21 protein-coding genes are annotated in these 26823 nt (G+C 58.5%); 12 read left to right on the top strand and 9 right to left on the bottom strand.

Annotated elements, in window-relative coordinates; all coding sequences use genetic code 11:
- The first annotated feature begins 11 nt into the window (after positions 1–11).
- From FHX05_RS13860 to FHX05_RS13830, 7 genes are all read left to right on the top strand, one after another.
- A complete protein-coding gene (locus tag FHX05_RS13860) occupies positions 12–1100 on the top strand; it encodes a class I SAM-dependent methyltransferase (RefSeq protein ID WP_246698911.1) in 1089 nt (362 codons plus the stop codon).
- A gap of 139 nt (positions 1101–1239) precedes the next feature.
- Positions 1240–2304: a hypothetical protein gene (locus FHX05_RS13855; RefSeq protein WP_183872265.1), complete on the top strand. Its 1065-nt coding sequence runs from the start codon at positions 1240–1242 to the stop codon at positions 2302–2304.
- 1 nt (position 2305) lies between these two features.
- Positions 2306–3586, top strand: coding sequence for a capsule biosynthesis protein (locus tag FHX05_RS13850; protein WP_183872263.1), 1281 nt, complete (start codon positions 2306–2308; stop codon positions 3584–3586).
- A gap of 13 nt (positions 3587–3599) precedes the next feature.
- Positions 3600–4253 carry an ABC transporter ATP-binding protein gene (locus tag FHX05_RS13845; RefSeq protein ID WP_183872261.1) on the top strand — a complete coding sequence of 218 codons (654 nt, stop codon included), beginning with the start codon at positions 3600–3602 and terminating at the stop codon, positions 4251–4253.
- A gap of 30 nt (positions 4254–4283) precedes the next feature.
- Entirely contained in the window at positions 4284–5549 is a 1266-nt protein-coding gene (locus FHX05_RS13840; protein ID WP_112607177.1) for a capsule biosynthesis protein, read from the top strand.
- A 16-nt stretch (positions 5550–5565) separates the two neighbouring features.
- On the top strand, positions 5566–6672 hold the full coding sequence (locus tag FHX05_RS13835) for a hypothetical protein (RefSeq protein WP_183872259.1): 1107 nt from the start codon (positions 5566–5568) through the stop codon (positions 6670–6672).
- A gap of 173 nt (positions 6673–6845) precedes the next feature.
- The gene (locus FHX05_RS13830; protein WP_246698910.1) at positions 6846–8915 is read left to right on the top strand and encodes a glycosyltransferase family 2 protein; all 2070 of its coding nucleotides are present in this window, start codon (positions 6846–6848) and stop codon (positions 8913–8915) included.
- A 124-nt stretch (positions 8916–9039) separates the two neighbouring features.
- Here FHX05_RS13830 and FHX05_RS13825 read toward each other — a convergent pair whose 3' ends face one another.
- On the bottom strand, positions 9040–12495 hold the full coding sequence (locus tag FHX05_RS13825; RefSeq protein ID WP_183872255.1) for a YhaN family protein: 3456 nt from the start codon (positions 12493–12495) through the stop codon (positions 9040–9042).
- The gene (locus FHX05_RS13820) at positions 12495–13730 is read right to left on the bottom strand and encodes a DNA repair exonuclease (protein WP_183872254.1); all 1236 of its coding nucleotides are present in this window, start codon (positions 13728–13730) and stop codon (positions 12495–12497) included. Before FHX05_RS13820 ends, FHX05_RS13825 begins: the two co-directional genes overlap by 1 nt.
- A 223-nt stretch (positions 13731–13953) precedes the next feature.
- Here FHX05_RS13820 and FHX05_RS13815 point away from each other — a divergent pair, with 223 nt between their 5' ends.
- Both FHX05_RS13815 and FHX05_RS13810 read left to right on the top strand, forming a co-directional pair.
- Positions 13954–14940, top strand: coding sequence for an aldo/keto reductase (locus FHX05_RS13815; RefSeq protein WP_183872252.1), 987 nt, complete (start codon positions 13954–13956; stop codon positions 14938–14940).
- Between the two features lie 145 nt (positions 14941–15085).
- The gene (locus tag FHX05_RS13810; RefSeq protein ID WP_183872250.1) at positions 15086–15823 is read left to right on the top strand and encodes an SDR family oxidoreductase; all 738 of its coding nucleotides are present in this window, start codon (positions 15086–15088) and stop codon (positions 15821–15823) included.
- A gap of 105 nt (positions 15824–15928) precedes the next feature.
- Here FHX05_RS13810 and FHX05_RS13805 read toward each other — a convergent pair whose 3' ends face one another.
- Positions 15929–16309 carry a helix-turn-helix domain-containing protein gene (locus FHX05_RS13805; RefSeq protein WP_183872460.1) on the bottom strand — a complete coding sequence of 127 codons (381 nt, stop codon included), beginning with the start codon at positions 16307–16309 and terminating at the stop codon, positions 15929–15931.
- Positions 16310–16462: 153 nt separating this feature from the next.
- On the opposite strand from FHX05_RS13805, the gene FHX05_RS13800 reads away from it, so the two are divergent.
- Together FHX05_RS13800 and FHX05_RS13795 are read left to right on the top strand one after the other, a co-directional pair.
- Positions 16463–16852 carry a DoxX family protein gene (locus FHX05_RS13800; RefSeq protein ID WP_183710381.1) on the top strand — a complete coding sequence of 130 codons (390 nt, stop codon included), beginning with the start codon at positions 16463–16465 and terminating at the stop codon, positions 16850–16852.
- Positions 16853–16876: 24 nt separating this feature from the next.
- Positions 16877–17620: an SDR family oxidoreductase gene (locus FHX05_RS13795; RefSeq protein ID WP_183872248.1), complete on the top strand. Its 744-nt coding sequence runs from the start codon at positions 16877–16879 to the stop codon at positions 17618–17620.
- Between the two features lie 157 nt (positions 17621–17777).
- Here the strand turns inward: FHX05_RS13795 and hupB are convergent, their stop codons facing one another.
- From hupB to clpP, 4 genes are all read right to left on the bottom strand, one after another.
- Positions 17778–18053 carry a DNA-binding protein HupB gene (gene hupB, locus FHX05_RS13790; RefSeq protein ID WP_015339480.1) on the bottom strand — a complete coding sequence of 92 codons (276 nt, stop codon included), beginning with the start codon at positions 18051–18053 and terminating at the stop codon, positions 17778–17780.
- A 203-nt stretch (positions 18054–18256) separates the two neighbouring features.
- Positions 18257–20677: an endopeptidase La gene (lon, locus tag FHX05_RS13785; RefSeq protein WP_112337550.1), complete on the bottom strand. Its 2421-nt coding sequence runs from the start codon at positions 20675–20677 to the stop codon at positions 18257–18259.
- A 418-nt stretch (positions 20678–21095) separates the two neighbouring features.
- The gene (clpX, locus tag FHX05_RS13780; RefSeq protein ID WP_015339478.1) at positions 21096–22373 is read right to left on the bottom strand and encodes an ATP-dependent Clp protease ATP-binding subunit ClpX; all 1278 of its coding nucleotides are present in this window, start codon (positions 22371–22373) and stop codon (positions 21096–21098) included.
- Between the two features lie 297 nt (positions 22374–22670).
- A complete protein-coding gene (gene clpP, locus FHX05_RS13775; RefSeq protein WP_015339477.1) occupies positions 22671–23303 on the bottom strand; it encodes an ATP-dependent Clp endopeptidase proteolytic subunit ClpP in 633 nt (210 codons plus the stop codon).
- Positions 23304–23706: 403 nt separating this feature from the next.
- Here clpP and FHX05_RS13770 point away from each other — a divergent pair, with 403 nt between their 5' ends.
- Positions 23707–24957, top strand: a complete 1251-nt coding sequence (locus FHX05_RS13770) for a GGDEF domain-containing protein (RefSeq protein WP_183710383.1) — start codon at positions 23707–23709, stop codon at positions 24955–24957.
- 141 nt (positions 24958–25098) lie between these two features.
- Here FHX05_RS13770 and pstB read toward each other — a convergent pair whose 3' ends face one another.
- Together pstB and pstA are read right to left on the bottom strand one after the other, a co-directional pair.
- Positions 25099–25932: a phosphate ABC transporter ATP-binding protein PstB gene (gene pstB, locus FHX05_RS13765; protein ID WP_081598367.1), complete on the bottom strand. Its 834-nt coding sequence runs from the start codon at positions 25930–25932 to the stop codon at positions 25099–25101.
- Positions 25933–25961: 29 nt separating this feature from the next.
- Positions 25962–26813, bottom strand: a complete 852-nt coding sequence (gene pstA / locus FHX05_RS13760) for a phosphate ABC transporter permease PstA (RefSeq protein ID WP_112337553.1) — start codon at positions 26811–26813, stop codon at positions 25962–25964.
- Positions 26814–26823: the final 10 nt, after the last annotated feature.

Raw genomic sequence — 26823 nt, 5'->3', positions numbered from 1 at the left:
TAGGATGCATCTTGCCTATAAAAGAACCGAGTTCAGACCCGCAACTCACGCAGAAGACGACGAACCACAACAATCGGAGCTTGCTAAGTTTCTGCCGTCAGCGAGACATTCCGACAATCTTTGATTGCCTATCGTCGCTTGCAAATTGCCGCAAAAATATACTTCGGGGCGAGAAACGGCTTGGGAGCTGTGGTACGACAGCGGAACGATCCCGTAACTCTCCAGCTCGGCGGGATGCCGATGAAAATAAAGGGTGCGTATTAATGCTTGGTTTTTCAAAGCGTTCACAAAAGAAAGCCTCGAAAAGTCCCCTCGAAATATTCGATCAGTACGAGCAGGGCAAACCGGCTCATCAAAATGCTATCAGCGCCCTCCAGGGATGGAATTGTGCATTTCCGCCGGAGTTCGGTCTCAATGCCGGCACCCTGCCCCTCTTTGCGGATGACCGCATCGATTGGGCATTGCAGACTTTCGGATCGATCGAAGGCAGGCGAGTTCTCGAGATCGGCCCGCTTGAGGGAATGCATACCCACATGCTGAACCGCCACCGGCCGGCGCGGATCGACGCCATCGAGGCAAACCGCCTCTGCTTTCTAAGATGCCTGGTTACCAAGCAGATCCTCAACATCGATGCCGCCTCTTTCATGCTCGGCGACATCCAGGCGTGGCTTACGGAAGGCGAAGAGATTTACGACTTCGCACTCGCATCGGGGGTTCTTTACCATATGGCCGACCCAGGCGAATTTCTTCGCTTGCTGGCAAAGCGGGTCAACGCGGTTTTCATCTGGACTCACTTCGTTCTGGAGGACGCGATGCCGGAGGGCGACGTGCGGTGGCTGCCCTTCAGCGGCAAGATTGAGACGAAGCTAATCGATGGCATCGAGGTGCGCTATTACGAGCGCAGCTATCACCACGCCAATGCCAACGCGTCCTTCTGCGGCGGCATGAAGGATCGGCACTTCTGGATGCACAGGGACGATATATTGAAGCTGCTGCACGCGTTCGGCTTTGATGATGTTATCATCCGGGATGAACATCTCAGTCATCCTGGGGGGCCCAGCTTCTCGCTGCTGGCCCGGAAAACGTCCAGCGGCGCCTGACGACTCCGAATGCCAGGGGCTGACATTTGCGATATCGACAGGCATTTTGATAGATGTGAAGCCATGCAGAAGAGAATGACGCCGCTCCATCGCCAATTTCGGTCCTGTCCCCAACGGATAGAAGCGCCGGAGAAAATCCGTGCTTTTTAACCTCGAATACGATCATGGCAATGTTATCGAGGGTTACCTGATCCCCGATGGCTTTTCCGAAAAACCGCAAATCAGAGTCTCGGACGCCGACGGCGATCTGATGATCCTGCCGTGCGACCAAGTCAAACAGGCGGTCATAGATTCAGGACGGCACGAAGATGGCCATGTCGGGTTCAAGCTCGACACGACGACCATTCCCGATCTGGCTGAGCGCACATCGCTGATGATCCATGACGCCAAGTCGGGGCTGCTGATCTACCGCCGGCCGCAGGTATCGAGCACGATTCCGTTAAAGATTGTAAGGCTCGAGACGCAGCTGCTGCCAATGGTCAAATTCGACTACTATTGTGGCCGCAACTTTCAATATGAGCTTTCCTCCGTCGAGCGCTTCGGTCACGAAACGACCCTTCAGGCCTTTCATTTGAACGCCATCCAGTCGATCTATCTTAGCGGCCGGCTGCTGATGCGCAATTATGAAGAATTCCTCGACAAGGGATTCAAGGCCATCGTTCTGCTGACCGATCCCTATTACGAACTTGCCCTGCGAATATTCCTTATAAAACGAATGGCGAAAACCCAGATTTCCTTCTTCGGCGATCGCGACAAGATCATCTTGGCGCCTGCTGCGGAGCATTTTGCCGAGGTAAGCCTTGAAAACGAAGCCTCTCTCAAGGCAGCTCTGAAGAAGGCTTCTCAGAGCGTCAGAAACGTTCTGGTATCCCCGGTCACCCGGCAATTGGCCACGACCATACCGGAACAGACAGTGACGCGCAGCGATGTCGCCACTGCGATCGACCTTCTCTCACGTTTTGCCGTTGTTGGTTTCGATACGGACAGCCTTTATTTTCAGCAGGCGGTCAGCGAGCTCATCGGGATTTCGGTTGGTGATTTTCCGTTGCCACCCAGACACAGCACCCTCGAGGACGTTGCGGCACGGTTGCGTTCATTGCATATTGCGGAGCTCATGCTCGAAGAAGATTTGATTTTCGATCACTATGTGCGTCAGGCGATGAAACCGACCGCGCCTCAATTGCCAGAAACGATTGCAAGCTGACATGCAAAAGCCAGTTATTGAAGACGCGATAGTTCAGGACTCTCCGCGGGTAAAAGCGAGCCGGCAAATCCTGCCTTCGCTGTTTCGGCGCAGGCTGCCGGCGCAGCGTGCGCGCACCGATCTCGAGGAGATCGAATATGTATCGGTGCATGATGGCAACGAGCCCGAAACACAGTCGGGGGGCAAGCCGCCCCTGAGGCTTATCGGCTTTATCCTGCTCGTCATCCTGCCTTTCCTGGCAAGCTCGGTCTATTATGCCTTCATTGCTTCGGATCAATATGTAGCGGAAGCGCGTTTCGCCGTGCGGGCCGTGTCGGGAACAGGCGATACCAGCGACGCCAGTGATCCCGGCGGAGCCACCAGCGCTCTCAACATGCGCTCAGCGTCACAAGATGCCTATGTCGTCACCAGCTTCATTCACTCCACCGAAATTCTCAATCGAATCGGAAAGAAGATCGACTATCGCTCCATGTTTATCCGGCAGAATGCGGATTTCCTGTCGCGATTTGGTTCATCCCGATCCGACGAAGAGTTTCTGAAATACTGGAACGATCACGTCACCGCCTATATCGATGTGACTTCCGGCATCATAACGCTGAAGGTCAGAACCTTCTCCCCGGACGATTCCGTCAAGCTTGCGGATGCCATCATCGAAGAGAGCGAAAAGCTCATCAACGAGCTTTCGGAAAGAGCGCGCAACGACATCGTGCAGAGCATGAAGGCCGATGTCCAGAAGAGCGGCAAAGCCTATGGCGATACCTTGATCGCCCTCAATCAGTTTCAAAATGCATCCGGCCTTCTCAGCCCCCAGACACAGGCCAAGAACAGCGGCGCGATTCTAACGGGTCTGCTGGCCCAGAAGCTTGAATTCGAAACGCGCCTCTTCGTCATGCGGCAATCCAACGCCCAGAATTCTCCGACCTATCAGCAGCTCAATCTCGCCAAAGAGAGCCTCGATGCGCAGATCGAGAAGATGAAATCGGCGCTGACGGGGCCTGAGAATGCAAGCCTTGCAAAATCCTTGCTGGAGTATTCCAGGCTGGAAACCGATCGCATGATCGCGGAAAAACTCTATGAAAGCTCGCAGAAGAATTATGACGCCGTGCTTGCCGAAGCTCTTCGAAAGACACTATATCTTGCCGTCTTCGTTAAACCCGTGCTGCCGGACGAGTCGATATTTCCGCGTCGTGTCAGTACGCCATTGATCATATTGCTTGCGCTTGTTGTCACCTGGGCGACGCTTTCCCTTATCTGGGCATCCGTAGAGGATCACCGGATATGAGGGGAGAAGCAGAATGATCAGCTTCAAGAACGTCTCGAAATTCTTCAAGACGCAAAGCGGCAAGAAGGTCATTCTCGATCGGGTGAGCTGCGAGTTCGAGTCCGGCTATTCCTATGGCTTGCTCGGCGTGAACGGCGCCGGGAAATCGACGACGATGCGCATGATCGCGGGCACCATGCTGCCGAACTCCGGCAGGATCAGCAAGGATGTACGGGTGTCTTGGCCTCTGGGCTTGAGCAGCGGCTTCAATCCTTTCATGACGGGGCGAGCCAATGTTCATTTCGTCGCGCGCGCCTATGGCGAGGACGTGAGGCGTGTTTCCCGCTTTGTCGAAGAATTCGCCGAACTCGGCGATTATATCGATGCACCCGTGCGCACCTACTCCTCGGGCATGGGCGCACGATTGGCATTCGGCCTCTCGATGGCGATCGAGTTCGAGTGCTATCTGGTGGACGAGGTTCTTGCTGTTGGCGATGCACGCTTCCAGGAACGCTGCCGCATCGCATTCGAGAACAGGCGCAAGAATTCCGACATCATCATGATCTCGCACAGCATGAGCATGATCAATACGCATTGCGACAGAGGGATGGTACTTGTCGACGGCAGACTTATCGCCTTCGATAAGGTAGAGCAGGCTATAGAATCCTATTATAGATTGAACCGCTAGAAGACCAGGGATCGACGGCAAGGCCCAAATATGGCTCATGATACCGAAAATGCGCCAAAAGCGCTTCAGCTCAGCGCGACGGAGCATAGCCGCAATGTGGCCGCGAATCTGTCGGTAGCAGCGCGGAAATTGCGTTTCTCGACATCGAGGCGAAGCCAGCTGTTCAAGGCCGTTGGCCTGCGGCCTCGCCCGATGCAGCAGGTCATCAGCAAGGCCATCCTGGCATCGACCGTTCTGCTACTTGTCATCCCCAATATTGCTTCGGTCTATTACTTCACCTGCGTCGCATCCGATCAGTATCAATCCGAAACGCGTTTTACGGTCCGAACGTCCACGCCGGCGCTCGGGGGCAATCAGATTACCAAGGTGACCGGTCTGCCGCCGGCACAGATCGTGCAAAATACCTTGATCGTCACCAATTTTATCAAGAGCAAGGACATGGTTGCGGCTCTTGAGGAAAAGGTCGATTTTCAAAAGATCTATGGGAACGACTCGATCGACCGGATCGCGCGCCTGAAAAAAGATGCGAGTTCGGAAAAGCTGCTCGATTATTGGGAAGACATGGTCTCGGTCAAGATCGATGCGAATAGCGGCATCGTGACGGTCAAGGCGCGCGCTTTCACGGCAGCCGACGCCCAGAAGGTGTTACATCAGGTCGTGGCGGCGTCCGAAGTCGTGGTCAACGATGTCAACACCCGCATCTGGCGGGACGTCATAGCGACCGCTCAGGCGAACCTGGACAATGCAAAGGATCAACTGCAGAAAGCGCGGGACAAGCTTTTGATTGCGCGCAACCAGACCGGCGTCCTCAGCGTCGAGGGATCGTCGACCGTTATCACGAACCTGATCTCGTCCGTTCAGAAGGAAAGAATAGATCTTCAGCAGAAATATGATGCGCTTCTTGGAACGGTCTCCGCCGATGCCCCGCAAATGCGCGTGTTGAAACGCGAGATCGATAGCAGGCAGAAGCAGATCGATCAGCTGAACAGCCAAGTCGCCGGGCAGAACAAATCAGAACAGAATCTCGCGGATGTTTCCGTGGATATGTCACAGCGCGAATTGGAGCAGAGCCTTGCCGAGCAGCAATTTGCCACGAGCATGAAGACGCTCGAACAGGTCAAGTTCGTCAGCAAGCAGCAGCTGCTCTACCTCGACACGTTTCTGGCACCCAGCCTGCCCGACGAGGCGGAGTACCCGCAGCGGGCGCTCTGGATCGGCGGAATTTTGGGCGTGACGATCCTTGCCTGGGGTGCTGTTTTCGGCATTCTCGCCAATCTTCGAAATCGTCTGGCGTAGTGTCGCACGGAAACCTATGCAAGTTTTACGCGATATCCTCTACCAACTGCTTCCAAGACCACGACCCTTCGGGGCACCGCCGCAGGATGGCGAGCGCGTCGCGAGGCGCCTGCTCATCTTATCACGCAACCCCAATCCGAGCTTCAGCTATTATCTCGACGAGCGCGCCAAGACACTCGACCACATTGAAGTCATCATGAAAGGCCTCGATGATCCGCTCGATGCTATCGATAGCGATGGGCTCTTCGTCATCATCTGCCGCTACATCAAGCCGCCGCAATTGCGCTGGTTGGAGGAACGGCGAGACACGCTTGCCGGAGTGGCCTATTTCGTCGACGACGACATTCCGGCTGTTGTTACCGGGAACGAAGCAGGGTGGCTCTATAAGTTCAGGCTGATCAAACTGGCGGTCCGCCCGCTGCCAAGGATCAACAGGCTGCTCACTCACGTGTGGACCTCCACCGATGCCCTGGCAAATGCACTCGCGATGAAAAGCCATAGGATCGATATTCTGCGTCCCCTTCCGGCGGATGCGCCTGACATCGCAATCAATAGCCGGAATGAAAGCGTCCAGCCGCTGAAGATGGTCTATCATGCCACCGGCGTGCATCGCCGGGAACACGAGTTCCTGATGCCGATCATCAAGGCCGCAATGGAAAAACACGGAAACCTTCATTTTGAGGTTTTTGCCGCCGGCTCCCTCGCCCGACGCTGGAGCCAACAGGGGATCGACCCGGCGAAAATGACCATCATCCCGCCATTGCCCTGGCCAGCCTATCTCGCCAAGACAACGCATCACCAAGCCGACATCGCTTTGGCGCCTCTCCTGTCGGGAAAGACAAATGCGAGCCGCTCCGACACCAAGCGGATCGACATCAGCCGCCTTCAGGCGGCTGCCATCTTTTCCCGGTGCCCCACCTTCGAACGATGTGCCGTCCCTGGCGAGCTTCACATTGGCAACACCGCCGAAGAGTGGATGGCTGCCATCGATCTGCTCGTTAGCGACCACGCTCGCCGGCTTTCTGCCCGCGATGCTACGCGTTGCTCGATCGAGAAAATGCGGCAGCACGCGAGTCCGACATTTCCCGGCATTCGTTTTGAGCCTCTCAGCGGTGCCGACTAGAGCTTTAATTTGGCAGGCGATGTTCCTTCCAGCATGTGGATGAAACCAATATTTCGATGACACTCAAAATCATACCAAACGCCGATCTTGAACGGGAAATATCCGCTGGAGCCCATCTTGGCCAATGGAAATCCTTGGGGGATGATCCGGCTTTCGAGATCAGGTTCTCACCCTTGCGAAAGAAGCTGGTCGTCATCCATGTGGCCGCGACCAGCGAGCCCATAGATCCGAAACTTTATATCAATCGTGGTTATGGTTTTCGCGAGAAGGATACGGTTTCCCTCCCGGAAGGAAGCCGCTTCGTCATCACCGCGGATATCGGCTCGGTTGGCTCGATCTGCGCCCTGCGTGCCGATCCAGCCAGTTTTCCGACATCGTTCAAGTTTGCCGCCAGGGCTTTTGCATCCGAAAAAGCAGCCGAAAGATATATTGCAACGCTTCTTCGAAGCGAGGGACAAACCAAACGTATCGATCTCGGCAGACTGCCCCAGTATTGGCTGAAATTGCCGAGGCTGCGCTTGGGGCGCCGCGCACCTAGCCTGACGATACAATATGCCGAGGCGAGCTATAGGCTTGCCTCAGAACTGGAGACAGCACCTACACCGGCGACGGCGGGAACCTGGCTCAGCGTCGTTGTTCCAGTCTATAATGCTCCGCCGCGCTATCTGGATGATCTCGTCAAATCCTTCGAAACACAGGGGGAAACAGGAGCAGAGCTCATCCTGAGCGATGATGGCTCGACATCTCCGGAAACGCGGCAGTGGTATCAGAGCCAGCAATCAAAGGACAATGTCCGCCTCGTGCTGAACGAGCGCAACGGCGGCATCGCTGCCGCAACCAATGCCGGCCTGTCCCATGCAGAGGGGCAATGGATCGCCTTTCTGGATCATGACGATGTGATCGCACCGCATGCCTTCAAGCTCATCCGGCATACGCTCGAGCAAAATCCGGATGCCAATTTTCTCTATACGGACGAACTTGTGGTCGACGACACCCTGAGGCCAACCGGCGTCATGCTGAAACCGGCCTATGATTCCGTCCTGCTGACGGGCCTCAATTACATCAACCATTTCTCCATCTATCGCCACAGCCGCCTTCGGGAAATCGGTTATCTCCGCACCGGCTACGACGGCTCGCAGGATTACGATCTGCTGCTGCGCTACATGGAGGGCGTCCCGGAAGAAAGCATTCTCCATCTGCCCTATCCCGCTTACTGGTGGCGCCGCAACGGCAAGACCTATTCACGCCAATTCATGGATGCCGCAACCGCCAACGCGAGAAAGGCCCTGACCGAACGGTTCGCACGACAGCGACAGACAGTCTCTGTTGACGGCGCTCTCACCAAGACCTTGCACAGGGTCGTCTTCGATGCGCCCCACGAATGGCCGAAAATCTCTGTTATCATTCCGAGCAAGGACAATTTCGATCTGATCTCGCGCATTCTCGGCGATCTCTTCGAAAAAACAGATTATCCCAATTTTGAAGTCCTGGTCGTCGACAACGGCTCCGCTGACCAGGCCGTCCTCGATCTCTATGAGCATTATCGCAAAATCCAACCTCGCTTTTCGGCCGTCATCAATCGGGAAACCTTCAATTTCTCACGTTCGGTCAATCGCGGCCTGAACGCTGCGACGGGCGAGCACTGCCTCATCCTCAACAATGACGTCGAAGTTATCGAACCAGGCTGGCTGAAGGAGATGGTTTCCTGTCTTGCCTATGACCGAACCGGCATCGTCGGCGCCAAACTGCTCTTCTCGAACGACAAGATGCAGCATGCCGGTGTGGTAATCGGCTTCGGCGGGCTTGCCGGTCACTGGTATTTGAACAAGCCGAAAGAGTTCGGTGGGCCGATGAACCGGCTGCATGTGCGCAACACGATGACTTGCGTGACTGGCGCCGTGATGCTGATCTCGGGTGACTGCCTTCGCAACATCGGTCTCTTCGACGAAGAGAATTTCGCGGTCGCCTATAATGACGTGGATTATTGTCTGCGGGCGCATAAGGCCGGCTATCGCATCATTTGGACACCCTTTGCCTGCCTTTATCACCATGAATCGCTGTCGCGCGGCTCGGACAAATCCGGCGAACGAAAGAAGCGCTTCGAGCAGGAGAAGCAGAACCTGCGCCGGCTGCACGCGACGCAGGGCTTCATCGATCGCGCGCTCAATCCGGCCTATGGCCGCGATAAATCAGACCCCAAGATCGTGGTGCCCACGCGCCTGCATATCCCGTCGATGTCTTAGAGCATTTCCGCTTTTCTTCGAATCGCGAAAACGCTCTATGTTCTTGTTTTTACGCAGTTCCGGACGCAAAACCGCTTCGCACTTTTGCTGGAACAGCGATAGCCCGATCCGGGACCGCTCCTCATCAAAGCTGAATCAGATCGAGAACCCGGCCGATCTCGCTCTGGGCGATCTCCACTACGCTCTTCTCATGGGTAAACAGGATCGTCTGGAAACGATCGGCCGTCGCAGCCAGCACCTGCAGACCGGCGCTGACGCGCTCGTCGTCGAACGTCTGGAAGATATCGTCGACGATTAGCGGCGCAGGCTCGTTGCGGGCGGAGTAATCCTCGAGAAATGCCAGCCGCAGCGCGAGATAAAGCTGATCGCCGGTTCCCTCGCTCAAGCCGTCAAGCGGCACACGCTCACCTGCCGCACGCTCGGCCAGCAATTGCAGCGTATCGCTTTCATCATGCGCTTCGACAAGACGGGAGAAACGACCGCCGGTCAGCTGCGAGAACAACTCGCCCGCCCGTCTGATGACGGGATCGGCCTGCTTTTCGCGATAGGCTTCCATCGAGCCGGCCAGCATTCGCGCTGCGATCTTGAGGACAACCCATTGCCGCGCGAGGTCCTTCGCCTCCTGCTCAGCCGCAAGCCTCTCGAAAACTGCGTATTCTGCGCTGACGCCGGTTTCCAGGGCTTGCCGTTGACGGCGGTTCTCAGCCAGCCGGGCCGAAAGCTCGCCATGCATGGCGAACTGCCGCTGATCTTCCTCGGTCAACCGCTCAATTTCAAGATCGGCTGCAACCCGCTCAAAGCCGGCAAGCTCGGCGCGAAGCTCGTCTTCGGCCTTGCCGTCAGCCTGCTGGCGGAATCGATCGCGGCTTTCGGCAAGCCGCGCGGCGAGACGCGCACGTTCGCGCAGCTGCGAGAGCAGTGCGGGCAGATCGTCGACACCGCGAAGATCCGCGGTTAGCTGGTCGAGTTCGACGGCAACGGCGCCGAGCACTGCCTCCTGGCGTGTTACCATGCCCTGCCAGCGCTGCCGCTCCTCTTCGAGGCCGTCGCGCTTTTTCAGCTCTCCGCGCATGGCGTTGACACGGGTATGCAGCGCCTCGGCGGCGGCATCCGGCGGCAGATGGTCCAGCTCATAGCCGCTGTTGGCGGCAAGCGTCGCCAACCGCCGCTCGAAATCGGCCATGTCGCGGCGCATGCCGCTAACCCGGCGCAGACGGTTCTCCCGCTCCGCTAGGACATCGGGCAGTTCCTGCCATGCCTTCAGGGCAACATTCGCCATCTCCAGGGTCGTGTCGGACGGCAACCGAAGCAGTTCGACGGCCTTGGCGAAGGCGGCGCGCCAAGCGACCTGCTGACTTTCCAAGAGCTGCTGCTGATCCTCGAAGCGAGCCAGCCGGTCACGCGCGGCCCCGATCTCGCCTTCCCGCGTGCGGCTTTCGCTCCAGCGCTCCGAAAGAAGGCGCAGATGCTTGCGCAAGCCTTCCGCAATCGCGGAAGGCGGAAGGCGGCCGCTCTTGTAGCCGGTCGCCTCGACGATATCCTGCAGAGCCGGCAAGACTCGACCTTCCGCCAGTGCATTCTCATCCCGTTGATCGACTAAATCCCGCAAAGCCTTGCGCTCGCGTCGCAGCAGCTCCACTCCGCGGCGCCATTCCAGCATCGTCGATGGATCGAGGGCATCGACGCCGCAAGGCTCAAAAAGGGCTGCGAAGGCTGCCTGTGCATCCTTCAGCGATTTCTCGCAGCTCCTCAGCTGTCCAGAAGCCTCCTCCCGCTCCCGCAGCAGACGCGCCTGCCGCAAACGATAGTCGGCGTGACGTGCGACACGATCCGCATCGCTCAGCGCGGCATCGGCCAAACGATCGGCCTCAGCCACCTCAACAGTCAATGCGGCAAGCGCCTTAGCTTCCGGAGCTGCGCCCTCGGTCCATTTCCGCCGGATGGAGGACCATTGCGCATCGCGGCTCGCGCGCGCGGCGACGATCTGTTCGCGCGTAACAACCGGCCCGGTGCGCTCAGCATCCGCGAGGATTCGTGCTATTTCCGCCAGCTGCTCGTCATAGGTCTGCAGCTTGCTGGTGGCATCGCGCACCTTCGATCGAGCGGCGTCGATCGCATCCCGATGTGCCGTAATCTCCATCGCTTCCGGAAGCGGCACAGAAAACAATACGTCGATGTCACCGATCGGTGGCTGCAGCCGTCCGGCCGCCTCGTGAAGATCGGCCTCGATGCGGCGTATCTGGGTTTCCAGCCCATCAAGGCGAGCCAAGGAGGAGAGATCACTGCCCAAAGCCTCAAGCTGGTCAATATAAGGTCTCGGATCGATCAGTCGTCCGTTAAGGCTGTCCCTCTCCAGAGCGGTAAGCTGCCTGCGCTCGCTCTCAGCTTGCTCGGCAAGCGACTGCATCTGCTGCGCGAGCTGCCGGCCTTCGTCCACCAGTTCGGACAGGCGCGCGCGGTCGATGTCACTCGGCTGCTGCCGTTCCAACTCAGCCTCCGCAAGACCGAGACGGCGGGCAAGCTGGGTGAACTTCAATTCGAAATCCGCCAATTCTCGATCAACACCTGGCAGATCGTGCCTCTGGGCGCGGTAGTTGCCGGTATCAGCAAAGAGCTGGGTGATATCGCCTGACATCTGCAGCAGCGCTTCATCGACGTGAACACGCGCGAGATCTTCCTCGGCACGCACAACGGCTTGTTGAGCACGGCGCAGTTCCTCTTCGCTCGCCTGTTTATCGTGCAGCTTCTGTTCAAGCTGGTCGGCGAAACCGTTCGGTATGGCCGCGAGATCGGAAAGACCGTCGAGTGCAAGGGTTTCCGCATCGATCTCGGCAAGCAACGGCTGCAGGGTCTTCAGCCGCTTCAGCCGATCCAGCGCCTCACGTGTGCCGCGGCGCTCCGCCTGTAGGCGCTCCAGCTCCGCTTCCAATTCGGACGCCTCGGCAAGAAGCTTCTTCCAGTCGCCGGATTTCAGCTCGTTGTCCCGCTCGGCCTTGCGAGCATCCTCATAGCGGTCGAGAGCCTGGTAGAAGCCGCGATCCTTCGAGCGCCTGGCCGCATAGATACCATCGGCCTCCGCTTCCAGCGACTGGCGCAGGCGCGACAGACCGGTAAGCCCGGAAGCTGCAGAAAACAGCAGGCTGCCGATCTCGCCGCCGCTGCGCAGCATGGCAGTCGCGCCCTGCCGCAGCCGTTGGGAGTCGAGGCCGAAGGCGCGCTCGAAGACATCGCGGCTCAGATTGCCGAGGAAGGGCGCAAGCGCATCGTCGGCAAGCGCCGTCTCCTTGTCATCGGGCGCGAGCAGCGTCCCCTTGCGGCCACGGCGGCGGCGAAAACTCAGCCTTGCGCCATCGCGCGCGCTGAGATCGGCGCCGATCCGCAGGGTATTCGGCTCATGCAGGAAGCTTTGCTCGGCAGCGGCCGGGAAACCGAAGAGAAGATCTGAGATCGCGCTTAAAGCCGAGGATTTACCCGCTTCGTTCGGACCATAGATCACATGCAGCCGTGCATCGGGGCGAAAATCGATCGATCGATCGGTCAGCGCGCCGTAGCGGAGAATATCGAGCCGGGTGAAGCGCATCAGCCTGCCCCCTGCCCGCGCGCCAGCAGCAGTTGCCGCGCCTCTTCGATGAGGGCATCCATGCTATCGTCCAACGGCTGCTCCGTCGCGCCGAGGCCACCCGGCAGGCGCACGGCGATCTCGTCGATTAACCGGGCCGCTTCCGCCGCAATATCGGTATCGCCGGCATGGTCTGCTAGTAGCTGGCGCAGATCGAGCGCGCCGTCCGTGTCCGCTGCTCTCTCCGGCGGCGGTTCCAGCCGCAGCTCGAGCTTTTCCAGCCAGATATCCTCATGCACGCGATGACAGGCGGCTTCCACCTCGTCGCGCCATTGCTGGCGGCTGGCAGCGATCGCACCCTGCAGCGGCGTTACGCCGGAAAGCCGCACACGCAGCGCGGTCATGCGACCCGCCATCTCATCGGCAATCGGCTGCACCGCCTGCTCCACATGGCGCAGGATCGCCGCCTGATCGTCCTCCGGTCCAACCACGATATCGATCTGCGCAAAGCGCGCGTCATCGACGATCAGACGCTCATGATCGATCCGCCCGTCTTCGACTGTCACCAGCACCGCGCCCTTGGCTCCGCGCTCGCGGATGTTGCGGCCCTGCAGATTGCCGGGAAAAATGACGAGCGGGTCCTGCGCCACCACTTCAAAGTCGTGCACATGGCCGAGCGCCCAGTAGTCATAGCCGCGCGAACGCAGGTCATCGACGGAACACGGCGCATAGGGCGCATGCGGCTCGCGGCCGGTCAGCGAGGTATGGAGAATGCCAATGTTGAACCAGCCGGAGACGGGTGCCGGATAGGCAATCGCCAGATTGTCGTTGGCGGAGCGCTCGGCAAAGCCCTGGCCATGCAGCGCCACCTTCAGCGCCTCCAGCCTGACACTGCCCGGCTTGCCGGTCGGGAACTCATGGACGTTTGGTGGCAGAGTGATGGTCTTGGTGATGACGCTCGCCGCATCGTGATTGCCGCGCAGCAGGTAGACCGGAATGCCCGCCCGTTCCAGCCGGGCCATTTCGCGATTGAAGAACAGGCCGATCTTGTTGTCCTTCCAGTCGCCGTCATAGACATCGCCGGCAATGACGAAGAAATCGACGCGCTTTTCGATCGCCAAGCCCACAAGGGTCGAGAAGGCCTTGCGGCTCGCTTCGACGAAGACTGCCGCAACGGCGGCATCCTTCAAGGCCAGCCCCTGAAACGGACTGCCAAGATGCAGATCGGCGGCATGAATGAAGCTGAAAGAGGGCATGAGCTCCGATAATAGTCAGAAATCCGATCTCCCCTTTTAAGGAAACGAAGGCGCTGTGAATACCGCACCGGCGGGTTCATCCAACGGTTTCGTAAGCCGGCCAGCGCCTGCCATGTTTCTCAGTCACGCGATTGCGATCCTCGATCGCCAATGTGCGCTTGTGGCCCTGTCGGACGGCTGCTACTGCGCTATCATCTTACGAATAAAAGAGAGGAGACTTTTCATGAGACATCATGCCTTTGGACGGACGCCCTTTATCGTGACGGATGTCGGCTTCGGGGCCTGGCAGATCGGCGGCGCATGGGGCGATGTCAGCGAGACCGACGGCCGCGCAGCGTTGAACGCCGCCCTCGATGCCGGCATGACCTTCATCGATACAGCCGATGTCTATGGCGACGGCCGCTCGGAAAAGATCATTGCCGATGTCTTGAAGGCACGCGGCGGCGCGCGCCCTATGGTGGCGACGAAGGCTGGCCGCCGTCTGAGCCCGCATGTGGCCGGCGGCTATACCAAGGCCAATCTCGAAGGCTTCATCGATCGCAGCCTGAAGAACCTCGGCGTCGAGAGCCTTGATCTCGTGCAGCTTCACTGCCCGCCGACCGAAGTCCTCTATAGGCCGGAAGTTCTTGCCGGTCTCGACGAATTGCAGAAGGCCGGCAAGATCAAGGGATACGGTGTCAGCGTCGAAAAGGTCGAAGAAGCGCTGAAGGCCATCGAATATCCGGGCGTCGTCAGCATTCAGATCATCTACAATATCTTCCGTCAGCGGCCCGACCATCTGTTTTTCAAGGAAGCCAGGCGCAAGAACGTGGCTGTCATCGCCCGCGTACCGCTGGCCTCCGGCCTGCTATCCGGCAAGATCACCCGCGATACGCAATTTGCCAGCGACGACCACCGCAACTTCAACCGTCACGGCGAGGCCTTCGATGTCGGCGAAACCTTTGCGGGCGTGCCGTTCGAAGTTGGTCTGCAGGCTGTGGAAGAAGTGCGAAAGCTGGTTCCGGCCGGCGCCAGCATGGCTGCCTTTGCACTCCGCTGGATCCTGATGAATGACGCCGTCACCGTCGTCATTCCGGGTGCGCGCAATGCCGAGCAAGCGAAGGCCAATGCCGCCGCGGCCGATCTCGCTCCGCTTTCGGCCGATGTCATGGCGGCAACGCGCGAAATCTACGAGCGCCTGATTGCACCGCACGTTCATCATCGCTGGTAACGTCCATATCTGAAATGGGTAGCCGGAACGTGCTTTCGGCCGCCATGGGCATATTGTTCCGTAGGTGCGGAGACAGCATCAATAGCTGTTGCCCAAGCTTGACGCCATTGAGGAAAGGGGCGGACAGGCTCCAAGGAGGAATGTCATGAAAGTAGCGCTGGTAACGGGTGCCTCTCGCGGCTTAGGTGCGGTGATCGCGGTGCAGCTTGCCGAGGCCGGCTGGGCCGTCGCCGTCAATTATGCGAATGACACGCAGGGCGCCGAGAGGGTTGTCGAGACCATCCGGCAGCGTGATGGGCAGGCTTATGCCGCAAAATTCAGCGTGATTGACAAGGACCAGCTTGCGGACGGTCTGGAAAAGATCAAGGCGTCGCTCGGGCCGGTGGATCTCATCGTCAACAATGCGACCGGCCCTCAGCCGGAAATGCCGCTCATGGAGCAATCCTGGCGGACCTATCTCGATCAGCTCGAGTTCTTCGTCAAGGCGCCTCTGGAGCTGCTCCAAGCCGTGCTCCCCGATTGGCGGGCGCGCAAATCCGGCCGCGTTATCAATATCGGCTCCGAAGTCGCGGAACTCGGCAATCCTAATTTCGGCAATTATGCCGCTGCCAAGGGCGCTATGCTCTCGATGACGCGCTCCTGGGCAAGGGAGCTCGCGCCGGAAGGCATTACCGTCAATCTCATTGCTCCCGGCTGGATCCCGGTCGAGCGTCATGCAGAAGCGTCGCAGCAGGTCAAGGACGGCTATCTCGCGCAGACGCCGCTTGCCCATTTTGGCAGGCCGGAAGATATCGCCGATGCCGTCGTCTTCCTCGCCTCGAACAAGGCAGATTTCATCACCGGCCAGAAACTCGCGGTCAATGGCGGCCGGACGCTGCTCTAACTCTGCACTTCGGTAGCAAAGCTCATCAGCCGAAGCTGTGGTCGTGGCGCTGCCTCGCACCTCAAGCAGTCATCCGACGCCGGCTCCGCGGTTTGGAGCAGGCATCTATTTTTTCGAGGTTTGTTTTCGGCCGCGAGTTGTCGTCCTTTCGGGTATGCTTCGCCCATATTCGCTCCACCACACGGTCAAGGCTTCCATGGTGGGTCCAAGCCCCCTTGCCTTCGCCGTGATTTCATATTCCACCCGAGGCGGAACTTCGGCAAAGACAGTGCGTGAGATGAGACCATCAGCCTCCAGCTCCCGCAATTGCGTGGTCAACATGTGCTGCGTGATGCCTGGGATGGCCTTGCGCAGCTCGTTAAAGCGATAGATCCGCTGGTTGAGAAGCCACATGATTTCCAGCTTCCATTTTCCGGAGAGCAGTGTGAACGCTCGGCGCATCTCCTCATGCATATTGATGCCTGGTTCATTAGTCTGGTTTTCCATACTTACCACGCCAAATTCATCCTACTTGTATAGATTCATTTAATATCACATTTTCGATCTGCAGACCGGTGAAATGGCGGATCGCCATTCCGGACATCGAAAATCTTGAAACGGAGCAAGCTGCCGGAGCCATTCGGCGGCAACGGATATCCCATGTCTGAATTCTATGTTTACTGGGCCGCAACGGCCTTGCTTGTCCTGCTGTACCTGGCCTCCGCCGTGACCTACGTCGTCAAAACCGAGTGGGTACGGCAAACGATCCTCGGGTTCGGCTACCCAAGCTATCTCGTCCACCTTTTGACTTTCGTGAAGCTCGCCGCCGTTGCCGCTATTCTATCGCGGTTCAACGTCGCCATCAGCGATCTGGCCTATGCGGGCATGTTGTTTCACCTCCTGCTTTCCGGACTTGCTCACATTGGCGTTCGAAAACCCGTAGGCGCTCTGCCGGCTATAGTCGGACTGGCATTGCTCGTAACCTCCTTCGCCACGCAGAACGCGGGACGCGAAATTCCCTCACCATACGCATTTGCGATGGCGCTCTAATTGCCGAACCCGAAAGGAAATCGAATGGGAAAGCTAACCGGAAAAGTGGCTATCGTCGCCGGTGCCGGCAGGGGCATCGGACGTGCCACGGCAGAACTCTTTGCGGCGGAAGGCGCGAAGGTCGCGGTATTGTCGCTCACCCCAGCCAACGTGAATGCGGTTGTCGCTCACATCCAATCCAAGGGAGGAACCGCGCTCGGCGTGGTCTGTGACCTCAGTTACGGCGAGCAGATCGCCGAGGCAGTGGCAAAGGTGGTGCGGACATTCGGAGGGATCGATATTCTGGTGAATGTCGCATTCGACCCGACCGTTGTTCACTCCTCGATCCTCGATCTCTCCGTAGAACAATTGCAACGCAACTTCGATATAGGCCCGATTGCATATCTGCGAACCATGCAGGCCTGCTATCCATACCTGAAAGCCAGCGGAGAAGGCCGTGTGATCAACTTTGCGTCTCTGGCAGGCATTCTCGGCATGTCCCCTTACGGGCCATACAACCTCGCCAAAGAGGCCATACGCGCTCTCACGAGATCCGCTGCCCGCGAATGGGGTCCGGACAATATCACCGTCAATAACCTCCTGCCCGTAGCCGACACTTGGGGCGCAAGTCCCGACAGTCCTCCACCAACGAATGCCCTTGGCCGCTTCGGCTCACCCGAAGACGATGTCGCACCCGTCGTCCTGTTCCTTGCCAGCAGCGATTCGAGATTCATCACGGGTTCAAGTCTGACGCCCGATGGTGGCCAGATCATCGACAGCGCCCGATAGCTCCGGTTGGAGCATCGCATGAGCACATCGGCGTTCATCTGGCCCGATGCGGGATGGCGATTTCGGATCGGAAATCACCCATAAAAAAGGGCCCGCTTTTGCGGGCCCCAATCTTGTCCACCCCGCAAGGCTAAAGCCTCGCAGCGGGTGAAACGAATTAGCTGTTGACCGAGTCCTTCAGGCCCTTGCCGGGCGTGAACTTCGGTACGTTGCGGGCAGGAATATCGACCTCGGCGCCGGTAGACGGGTTACGGCCCTTGGTGGCTGCACGGTGAGAAACGGTGAAGCTGCCGAAACCAGCAAGGCGAATGTCGCCGCCCTTCTTCAGTTCGGCCTGGACAGTATCGAAAACAGCGTCGACAGCGGAAGCAGCGTCAGCCTTCGTGATACCGGCCTTCTCGGCCACTGCGGACACGAGCTCATTCTTGTTCATGTTTCCACCCCTTTCTCTGGTATGAAACGACTTATCAGTAAGCGGGGCGCAAAATAGCAATGCTCTTACCCGCCGCAACCCCAAAAGCCCTGCAAATCAAGGAAAAGCAAGCGTTGCCATACGCTTTTCACAAAAAAAGACCGGCAAAAATGCCGGTCTTTTCGTCCATTTATGTCAATTCGACAGAATTGAGGCGAAGGGGCTCAATGAGCGATGGTAGAACCCACTTCGTCGACGCCTTCGACCGTTGCGATCACAGGCGTTTCCACGGTGCCATCCCACTCGATCGGCTCAGGACGGCGAACAAGCGCGTGCTTGATCACCTCGCCCATGCGCGACACGGGGATGATTTCCATGCTGTTCTTCACGTTGTCCGGAATCTCCGCCAGATCCTTGGCGTTTTCTTCCGGGATCAGCACCTTCTTGATGCCGCCGCGCAGTGCCGCGAGCAGCTTTTCCTTCAGGCCGCCGATCGGCAGCACACGGCCGCGCAGCGTGATTTCACCCGTCATCGCAACATCCTTGGAAACCGGGATGCCGGTCATGATCGAGACGATTGCGGTTGCCATGGCGACACCGGCCGACGGACCATCCTTCGGCGTCGCACCTTCCGGCACGTGCACGTGGATGTCGCTCTTGTCGAAGCGAGGCGGCTCGATGCCGAAATCGACAGCGCGCGAGCGGACGTAGGAGGCCGCCGCCGAGATCGATTCCTTCATGACTTCCTTCAGGTTGCCTGTGACCGTCATGCGGCCCTTGCCCGGCATCATCACGCCTTCGATCGTCAGCAGCTCGCCGCCGACTTCAGTCCAGGCAAGACCGGTGACAACACCGACCTGATCGTCGCGCTCGGCTTCGCCATGGCGGAAGCGCGGCACGCCGAGATAGTCGGAAATATTCTCCGCCGTAACGGCAACCGACTTCACCTTGCCCTTGATGATCTCGGTGACCGCCTTGCGGGCGAGCTTCATCAATTCGCGCTCGAAGTTACGAACACCGGCTTCGCGGGTATACTGCTGGCTAATCGCCATCAGGGCACCGTCGGTGACCGAGAATTCCTCCGGCTGCAACGCGTGTTCCTTGATGGCCTTCGGCAGCAGGTGCCGCTTGGCGATCTCGCGCTTTTCATCTTCCGTATAGCCGGCGATACGGATGACTTCCATGCGGTCCATCAAGGGCGCAGGGATATTCAGCGTATTCGCCGTCGTGATGAACATCACATCCGACAGGTCATATTCGACTTCCAGGTAGTGATCCATGAAGGTCGAGTTCTGCGCGGGGTCCAGCACCTCAAGCAGAGCCGAGGACGGATCGCCGCGATAGTCCTGGCCGAGCTTATCGATCTCGTCGAGCAGGAACAGCGGGTTGGACTTCTTCGCCTTCTTCATCGACTGGATGACCTTGCCGGGCATCGAGCCGATATAGGTGCGGCGGTGACCGCGGATCTCGGCTTCGTCGCGAACGCCGCCGAGCGCCATGCGGACATACTCACGGCCGGTCGCCTTGGCGATCGACTGGGCGAGCGAGGTCTTGCCGACGCCCGGAGGGCCGACGAGGCACAGGATCGGGCCTTTGATCTTCGTCGCGCGAGCCTGGACGGCCAGATATTCGACGATCCGTTCCTTGACCTTTTCCAGGCCGAAATGATCCGCTTCGAGGATCTTCTCGGCGTTGTTCAGGTCGGCCTTGATCTTCGACTTCTTGTGCCAGGGGATGCCCAGCAGCCAGTCGAGATAGTTGCGCACCACGGTCGCCTCAGCCGACATCGGGCTCATCTGCCTGAGCTTCTTCAGCTCGGCATCGGCCTTTTCCTTGGCTTCCTTCGACAGCTTGGTCTTGGAGATGCGCTCTTCCAGTTCGGCCATCTCGTCACGGCCTTCCTCGCCGTCGCCGAGCTCCTTCTGGATCGCCTTCATCTGCTCGTTCAGGTAATATTCGCGCTGCGTCTTCTCCATCTGGCGCTTGACGCGCGAGCGGATGCGCTTCTCGACCTGCAGAACCGAAATCTCGCCTTCCATGAAGCCGAGCGCCTTTTCCAGGCGAGCCTTGACGCTGGTGGTTTCCAGCATTTCCTGCTTTTCGGTGATCTTGATCGAAAGATGCGATGCAACGGTGTCCGCCAGCTTCGAATAATCATCGATCTGGCTGGCTGCACCGACCACTTCCGGCGAAATCTTCTTGTTGAGCTTCACATAGCTCTCGAATTCGGAAACGACGGAGCGGCTCAAAGCTTCGAGCTCGACCTGGTCTTCTTCCGGCTCATGCAGGACATGGCCAAGGGCTTCGTAGAAGTCTTCACGGCCGGTATATTCGTCGATTTCTGCGCGCGCACGGCCTTCCACCAGCACCTTGACGGTGCCGTCGGGCAGTTTCAGCAGCTGCAGGACATTTGCAACGGTACCGACCTTGTGGATGGCGTCCGGCGCGGGATCGTCATCGCTGGCATTGATCTGGGTGACGAGCATAATCTGCTTGTCCGAACCCATGACCTCTTCCAGCGCGCGAATGGATTTCTCCCGTCCGACGAACAGAGGCACGATCATGTGGGGGAAGACCACGATGTCGCGCAACGGCAATACCGGATAGGCAATGCTGTCGTGTGCCGCAGACGTTTTCTTACTCATGTCATTTCCTTTCCGTCGTCCCGTTCCCGGGCTCTCTGCCGGCTTGGGGAGTTAGCCGGCTCTCTCACTTGGTAAACAAGTGGAGCTTCACACTGCCTATTTCAAGTCACAGGAAACGCCCGCCACAAGGCAACGATCCCGCATATCCGCAAGGAGGAACGCAACAACAAAACACCAAAGCCCGACAACTCGAACACTGCCGGCGACGTTAAGATCCGAAGAAAAACGCCGGGCCTGCGCCCTGTCCGCCTCGTGCTCCAGAATCATGCCATCATGGCTGCAGCAGGGGCTCTTCACAACCGGTTCCGACGGCATTCCCTTAAGCTTATCCAAGACTTTATCAGCAAACCGTGCGATTTTTCAAACAGAAAGGGGCCCGTCGATGACGAGCCCCCGATTAGTGATCACAGATGATGGATTAGGCCGTTGCGTTGGCCTTCTCCTCCTGCCGGTCGGCATAGATGTAGAGCGGGCGGGCCGAGCCGCGAACCACTTCCTCGGAAATGACCACTTCGCGCACGCCTTCCAGCGCCGGTAGCTCGAACATGGTATCGAGGAGGATCTTCTCCATGATGGAACGCAGACCACGGGCACCCGTCTTGCGGACGATCGCCCTGCGGGCGATTTCGCGCAGAGCATCCTCGTGGAAGGTCAGCTCGACATCTTCCATCTCGAACAGGCGCTGATACTGCTTCACCAGCGCGTTCTTCGGCTCGGACAGGATCTGGATCAGCGCATCCGCGTCCAGATCTTCCAGCGTCGCCAGAACGGGCAGACGGCCGATGAATTCCGGGATGAGACCGAACTTCACCAGATCTTCCGGCTCCAGCTCGCGCAGCACTTCGCCGACGCGGCGGTCATCCGGTGCCTTGACGGTCGCGCCGAAGCCGATCGAGGTCTTTTCGCCGCGGGCGGAGATGATCTTGTCGAGGCCTGCAAACGCACCGCCGCAGATGAAGAGAATGTTGGTCGTGTCCACCTGCAGGAATTCCTGCTGCGGATGCTTGCGGCCGCCCTGCGGGGGAACCGAAGCCACGGTGCCTTCCATGATCTTCAGAAGCGCCTGCTGCACGCCCTCGCCCGAGACGTCGCGCGTGATCGACGGATTGTCCGACTTGCGGGAAATCTTGTCGACTTCGTCGATGTAGACGATACCGCGCTGTGCGCGCTCGACGTTGTAGTCGGCAGCCTGCAGCAGCTTGAGGATGATGTTTTCGACGTCTTCGCCGACATAGCCTGCTTCGGTCAGCGTCGTCGCATCGGCCATGGTGAAGGGAACGTCGATGATACGGGCGAGCGTCTGGGCAAGATAGGTCTTGCCGCAGCCGGTCGGGCCGACGAGCATGATGTTCGACTTCGCCAGCTCGACGTCACCGTTCTTCGATGCGTGAGCGAGCCGCTTGTAATGGTTGTGAACGGCTACGGAGAGGATCTTCTTCGCCTGCCGCTGGCCGATGACGTACTCGTCAAGAACCTTGATGATGTCCTGCGGGGTCGGAACACCGTCACGAGACTTCACCATCGAGGATTTGTTTTCCTCGCGGATGATGTCCATGCATAGCTCGACGCACTCGTCGCAGATGAATACGGTCGGTCCGGCAATCAACTTCCGGACTTCATGCTGGCTCTTACCGCAGAACGAACAATAAAGCGTGTTCTTTGAGTCGCCGCCGTTGCTGCCGCTGACTTTGCTCATATCACTTTCCTTCCAGCACGCCGCAAATTTCCAACTTGAAATCGCGGTCCACTCTATGCGCCCGCCGGACCTGCCCCTCGTTTGCAGATCGCGACGCCCTTCAGGGTACTGAACGCAGGCCAGGCAACCAAACCGGAACTGCGTGGCAACGATCCCCCTTCGAATGCCGAATGCTATGTCATAAAAACGCTACATAGCATTAATGCGTACTATTACCGCGTTCTGCTCCACATTAAACCCCTATTCGATCACAAATGGGATAGAACTGTGGCGTAGAAGTCACCGCCTAGTGGATAATCACGAGGCGGTTTCACCTTCTATTTCAGTACGCGACGTCAGCACCTTGTCGATCAGACCCCATTCCTTGGCCTCGTCGGAGGACATGAAATGGTCGCGATCGAGCGTCTGCTCGACCTCTTCATAGGTCCGGCCGCAATGCTTGACGTAAACCTCATTGAGACGGCGCTTCATCTTGATGATGTCGCGTGCGTGGCGTTCGATGTCCGAAGCCTGGCCCTGGAAACCGCCAGAAGGCTGGTGAACCATGATCCGGGAATTCGGCGTTGCGAAACGCATGTCCTTGTCACCGGCGGCCAGAAGCAGCGATCCCATCGAGGCAGCCTGGCCGATGCAGAGCGTCGAAACGGCCGGCTTGATGAACTGCATCGTGTCGTAGATTGCCATACCCGCGGTGACGACGCCGCCCGGCGAATTGATATAAAGGGCGATTTCTTTCTTCGGGTTTTCGGCCTCAAGGAAGAGAAGCTGTGCGCACACCAGCGTCGCCATATGGTCTTCGACCGGTCCGGTCAGGAAAATGATGCGTTCCTTCAGCAGGCGGGAATAAATGTCATAAGACCGCTCCCCGCGGTTGGTCTGCTCGACAACCATCGGCACCAGAGCCATAGCTGTATCGACTGGATTTCTCATGTGCGTCCTTTATCAAACTTGTCCCGGCGACGGAAACGCCGGGAATCGGAGTAAAAATCCTTTACTCCTACATAGAGTGTCCCTGCCCTTCACTTCAAGACGCCCGAAAGCATAACGTCAAAAAGCTCTAATGACCCGCGAAGCGTTCACAAAGCATTTCTAACCGCGGCTCCTCGAATGCCAAGGTGCTGCAGCGACACGCAACCCGCTACTCACCATATTTCCAGATCGCAAGGTGAAGGAAGCGTGAAGGCCCGGATCGGGCCGACGCACATCTTCAGCACAGGCAAAATTTACCAAGGCACTTAAGGAACTTGCCATCTTATTGGGCAAGGATGAAACGATCGCGGAAATCGTCGTGCTGCTTGCGCCGACGGCCCCAAAACAGCGGAGAGGTCCGATCGTGCTGAATATGACCACAGGCCTGACCATCTGGTGCTCGGAAGCCATAACGCTGGCGACCGTTCTCCTTCTCGCCTGGCGGCATGATCGCAAATCCCCAGCCTATTTGATCTGGGCACTGGGCTTCACCGTCAGCGCCGTGGGATTCGCGTTGGTGGCTGCTCGAGGTCTCATCCCCGATATATGGTCGATCCAGATCGGCAATGCCGTGGCCCTGCTCGGCGAGAGCGCCTGGATCGTCGGATTCCGCTTCATGGACAAGCGTAGGCTGGAATGGTCGGCATTTCTGCCACCGGCCATCTGGCTAATCGGCGTCAGCCTTCCCTGGGTCACCGGCAATTTCGCCAATCGCGTCATCGTCTATGATCTCGCGGGCGCAGTCGGCGCGACCTTGCTAGCTTTTGCCGTACATCCAGGCGACGACCGACGGGAACCGGCGCGCGGGCAACTCGGCATCGTCTTCGTGGCGCTCGCCTGCTTCTGTTTCGGTTCTGCTCTGTGGATGGTGCTTGCTGCCCCTTCGCTTGAAGAGGCCATGATCTATCGCGGCTACATGGCACTCGGCTATGGACTGCTCATCATCATCGCCATCGTTCTCAACGGCAAGCTTCTCATGGAACGAGCCGAGCGCCGCTGGCGGGCAATATCCATCACCGATACTTTGACGGGCGTTCTGAACCGGCGCGGGCTTCAGGAAAGCTACGAGATCCTCGTCGGCAAGGGGCAGCAACAGCAAATGCTTGCCGCCCTGCTATTCGATCTCGATCATTTCAAGAAGATCAACGATCGCCATGGCCATCAGGCGGGCGATGCGGTGCTCGTCGAATTTGCCCGCATTGCCCGTCAGTTCGTGCCTCGCACCGGCGCATTCGGCAGAATGGGCGGGGAGGAATTCGTCGCCTTCCTTCCGATAGACGATCAATCCCAGGCAGAAGCGCTGGCGGAAACCATCCGCGCTGATTTCTGCCGGGTACCGCTGCTTGCCGGCCGCACGCTGGTGCCGGCAACCGTCAGCATCGGCGTTTCGATCATGCCGCACGATACCGTCAGCTGGGATCGTCTTATCTCTTTCGCAGACCGTGCGCTTTATGCCGCGAAACGCGCGGGCCGCAACTGCACCATCCTCTTCAACGAAACCGAGACTGCCAGGGAGCCTGACGCAACGTCTGCGGCGGACGGCGGCGAACTGGTGCCGACCCTCGACGACCAGATCCATGCCTTGCGGCGTATGGGTACGCTCGCAAGGATGTGACCAGCTTGTTCGGCGCACCCCATTCTATCGGCTTTGGTTTGACCAAATTGCATAGCCGCCCAACACGACGGCCATTCCCCAACGCAAAAAGCGCGCCTGAATAGCGCGCTTTCGCAAATTTGGCAGCAATGTCCAGCCGTATCAGCCGTAACGACCGGTGATGTAGTCTTCCGTGCGCTTGACCTTCGGCGCCTGGAAGATCTGCTCGGTCTGGCCGTATTCGATCAACTCACCAAGATACATGAAGGCAGTGCTGTCGGAGATACGGCTCGCCTGCTGCATGTTATGCGTGACGATAACGATGGTGAAGTCGCCCTTCAGCTGCGACACGAGTTCTTCGACCTTAGCGGTCGAGATCGGGTCCAGAGCCGAGGTCGGTTCATCGAGCAGCAGGACTTCGGGACGAATGGCGATGGCGCGAGCGATGCAGAGGCGCTGCTGCTGTCCACCGGAAAGGCCAAGTCCGCTCTGGTGCAGCTTGTCCTTGACTTCGCTCCACAGCGCCGTTTCCGTCAGCGCCGCTTCGACGCGGGCGTCCATTTCCGACTTGGAGACCTTCTCATAGAGGCGGATGCCGAAAGCGACGTTCTCATAGATCGACATGGGGAACGGCGTTGGCTTCTGGAACACCATGCCGACCTTGGCGCGCAGATCGTTCAGATCGACGTCCTTGGTGAGGATATTACGGCCATCCAGCAGAATTTCGCCCGCAACCGTCTGACCCGGATAAAGGTCATACATGCGGTTGAAGGTGCGCAGCAACGTGGACTTGCCGCAGCCCGAAGGGCCGATGAAGGCGGTGACCGCGTTTTTGCGGATGTTCATATTCACGCTCTTCAGAACGCGATGGCCGTTCTGATAGGTGAAATCGAGGTTCTTCACCTCAAGTTTCGCCAGGCCGAGATCCGACTGGGAAGCAGCATCCTTCCCCGGCTGTGCGTTGACGCTCTGGAAATTGCTGTCGCTCATGTTCATGGTCTCATTCCTATCGTTCGGCGGCTGCGTCACTGGCGGCGCCCACTCAAGACACGGGCAAGGATGTTAAGCGCAAGGATAGCAACGGTGATAATCAGCGCGCCCGCCCAGGCAAGTTGTTTGAGATCCTCGCCAGCATCGGCGGCGAGCGTATTGATCGCAACCGGCAGCGTGGCGATCGGACCGGTAAGGTCTGTATTCATGAATTTGCTGTAACCGGCCGTAAAGAGCAATGGCGCGGTTTCGCCGCTGATGCGGGCGATGGCCAGCAGGATGCCGGTGAGGATGCCGGTCCAGGCGGAACGGTAAACCACCATCATCATGGATTTCCAGCGCGGAGCGCCGAGCGCTGCAGTCGCCTCACGAAGCGCGTTTGGCACCAGCAACAGCATGTCCTGTGTCGTGCGGTTGACGACCGGAAGCGCGATCAGCGCCAGCGCAAGGATGCCCGCGATAGCGGAGTTGCCATGCATGGGCACGACCACCGCGCCGTAGACGAACACGCCGATAATGATCGAGGGCGCGGACAGCAAGATGTCGTTGAGGAACTTGGCAGCCTCGGCAAGTTTGCTGCCGTTGGCATATTCCACAAGATAGGTGGCGGCAAGAATGCCGATCGGCGCGGCGATCACGATCGCGAGACCCGTGACCAGCACGGTGCCGTAGATCGCGTTGATCAGACCGCCGCGCGAGCCCTGGGCCGGGATCGACATAGTGAACACGTCGAGGCTGAGCGCCGATATGCCGCGATAAAGCAGGGTCGCAAGGATCACGCTGAGAAAGAAGATGCCGAGGACGGCCGCGATGAAGCACAAGACCATCATCACCCGGTTCTTCCCATAACGCCTCGACACGAGGTTCTGACGAATTGCATTGTCCATGGTTTTTTCC

This window comes from Rhizobium sp. BK491, from assembly GCF_014194925.1.
In the GTDB taxonomy this organism is placed as follows: domain Bacteria; phylum Pseudomonadota; class Alphaproteobacteria; order Rhizobiales; family Rhizobiaceae; genus Rhizobium.
The sequence above is the reverse complement of the archived record's forward strand: the minus strand, read 5'-3'. Positions and strand labels throughout refer to the sequence as shown.

Bases quoted from the DNA above. Each gene is read 5' to 3' on its own strand.
- pstB (WP_081598367.1), bottom strand. From the start codon at position 25,932: ATGAACATGAGCGACAGCAATTTCCAGAGCGTCAACGCACAGCCGGGG.
- FHX05_RS13805 (WP_183872460.1), bottom strand. From the start codon at position 16,309: ATGGAAAACCAGACTAATGAACCAGGCATCAATATGCATGAGGAGATG.
- FHX05_RS13850 (WP_183872263.1), top strand. From the start codon at position 2,306: ATGCAAAAGCCAGTTATTGAAGACGCGATAGTTCAGGACTCTCCGCGG.
- FHX05_RS13810 (WP_183872250.1), top strand. From the start codon at position 15,086: ATGAAAGTAGCGCTGGTAACGGGTGCCTCTCGCGGCTTAGGTGCGGTG.
- clpX (WP_015339478.1), bottom strand. From the start codon at position 22,373: ATGAGCAAAGTCAGCGGCAGCAACGGCGGCGACTCAAAGAACACGCTT.
- FHX05_RS13845 (WP_183872261.1), top strand. From the start codon at position 3,600: ATGATCAGCTTCAAGAACGTCTCGAAATTCTTCAAGACGCAAAGCGGC.
- FHX05_RS13815 (WP_183872252.1), top strand. From the start codon at position 13,954: ATGAGACATCATGCCTTTGGACGGACGCCCTTTATCGTGACGGATGTC.
- FHX05_RS13795 (WP_183872248.1), top strand. From the start codon at position 16,877: ATGGGAAAGCTAACCGGAAAAGTGGCTATCGTCGCCGGTGCCGGCAGG.
- clpP (WP_015339477.1), bottom strand. From the start codon at position 23,303: ATGAGAAATCCAGTCGATACAGCTATGGCTCTGGTGCCGATGGTTGTC.
- hupB (WP_015339480.1), bottom strand. From the start codon at position 18,053: ATGAACAAGAATGAGCTCGTGTCCGCAGTGGCCGAGAAGGCCGGTATC.
- FHX05_RS13825 (WP_183872255.1), bottom strand. From the start codon at position 12,495: ATGCGCTTCACCCGGCTCGATATTCTCCGCTACGGCGCGCTGACCGAT.
- FHX05_RS13840 (WP_112607177.1), top strand. From the start codon at position 4,284: ATGGCTCATGATACCGAAAATGCGCCAAAAGCGCTTCAGCTCAGCGCG.
- FHX05_RS13835 (WP_183872259.1), top strand. From the start codon at position 5,566: ATGCAAGTTTTACGCGATATCCTCTACCAACTGCTTCCAAGACCACGA.
- FHX05_RS13800 (WP_183710381.1), top strand. From the start codon at position 16,463: ATGTCTGAATTCTATGTTTACTGGGCCGCAACGGCCTTGCTTGTCCTG.
- lon (WP_112337550.1), bottom strand. From the start codon at position 20,677: ATGAGTAAGAAAACGTCTGCGGCACACGACAGCATTGCCTATCCGGTA.
- pstA (WP_112337553.1), bottom strand. From the start codon at position 26,813: ATGGACAATGCAATTCGTCAGAACCTCGTGTCGAGGCGTTATGGGAAG.
- FHX05_RS13820 (WP_183872254.1), bottom strand. From the start codon at position 13,730: ATGCCCTCTTTCAGCTTCATTCATGCCGCCGATCTGCATCTTGGCAGT.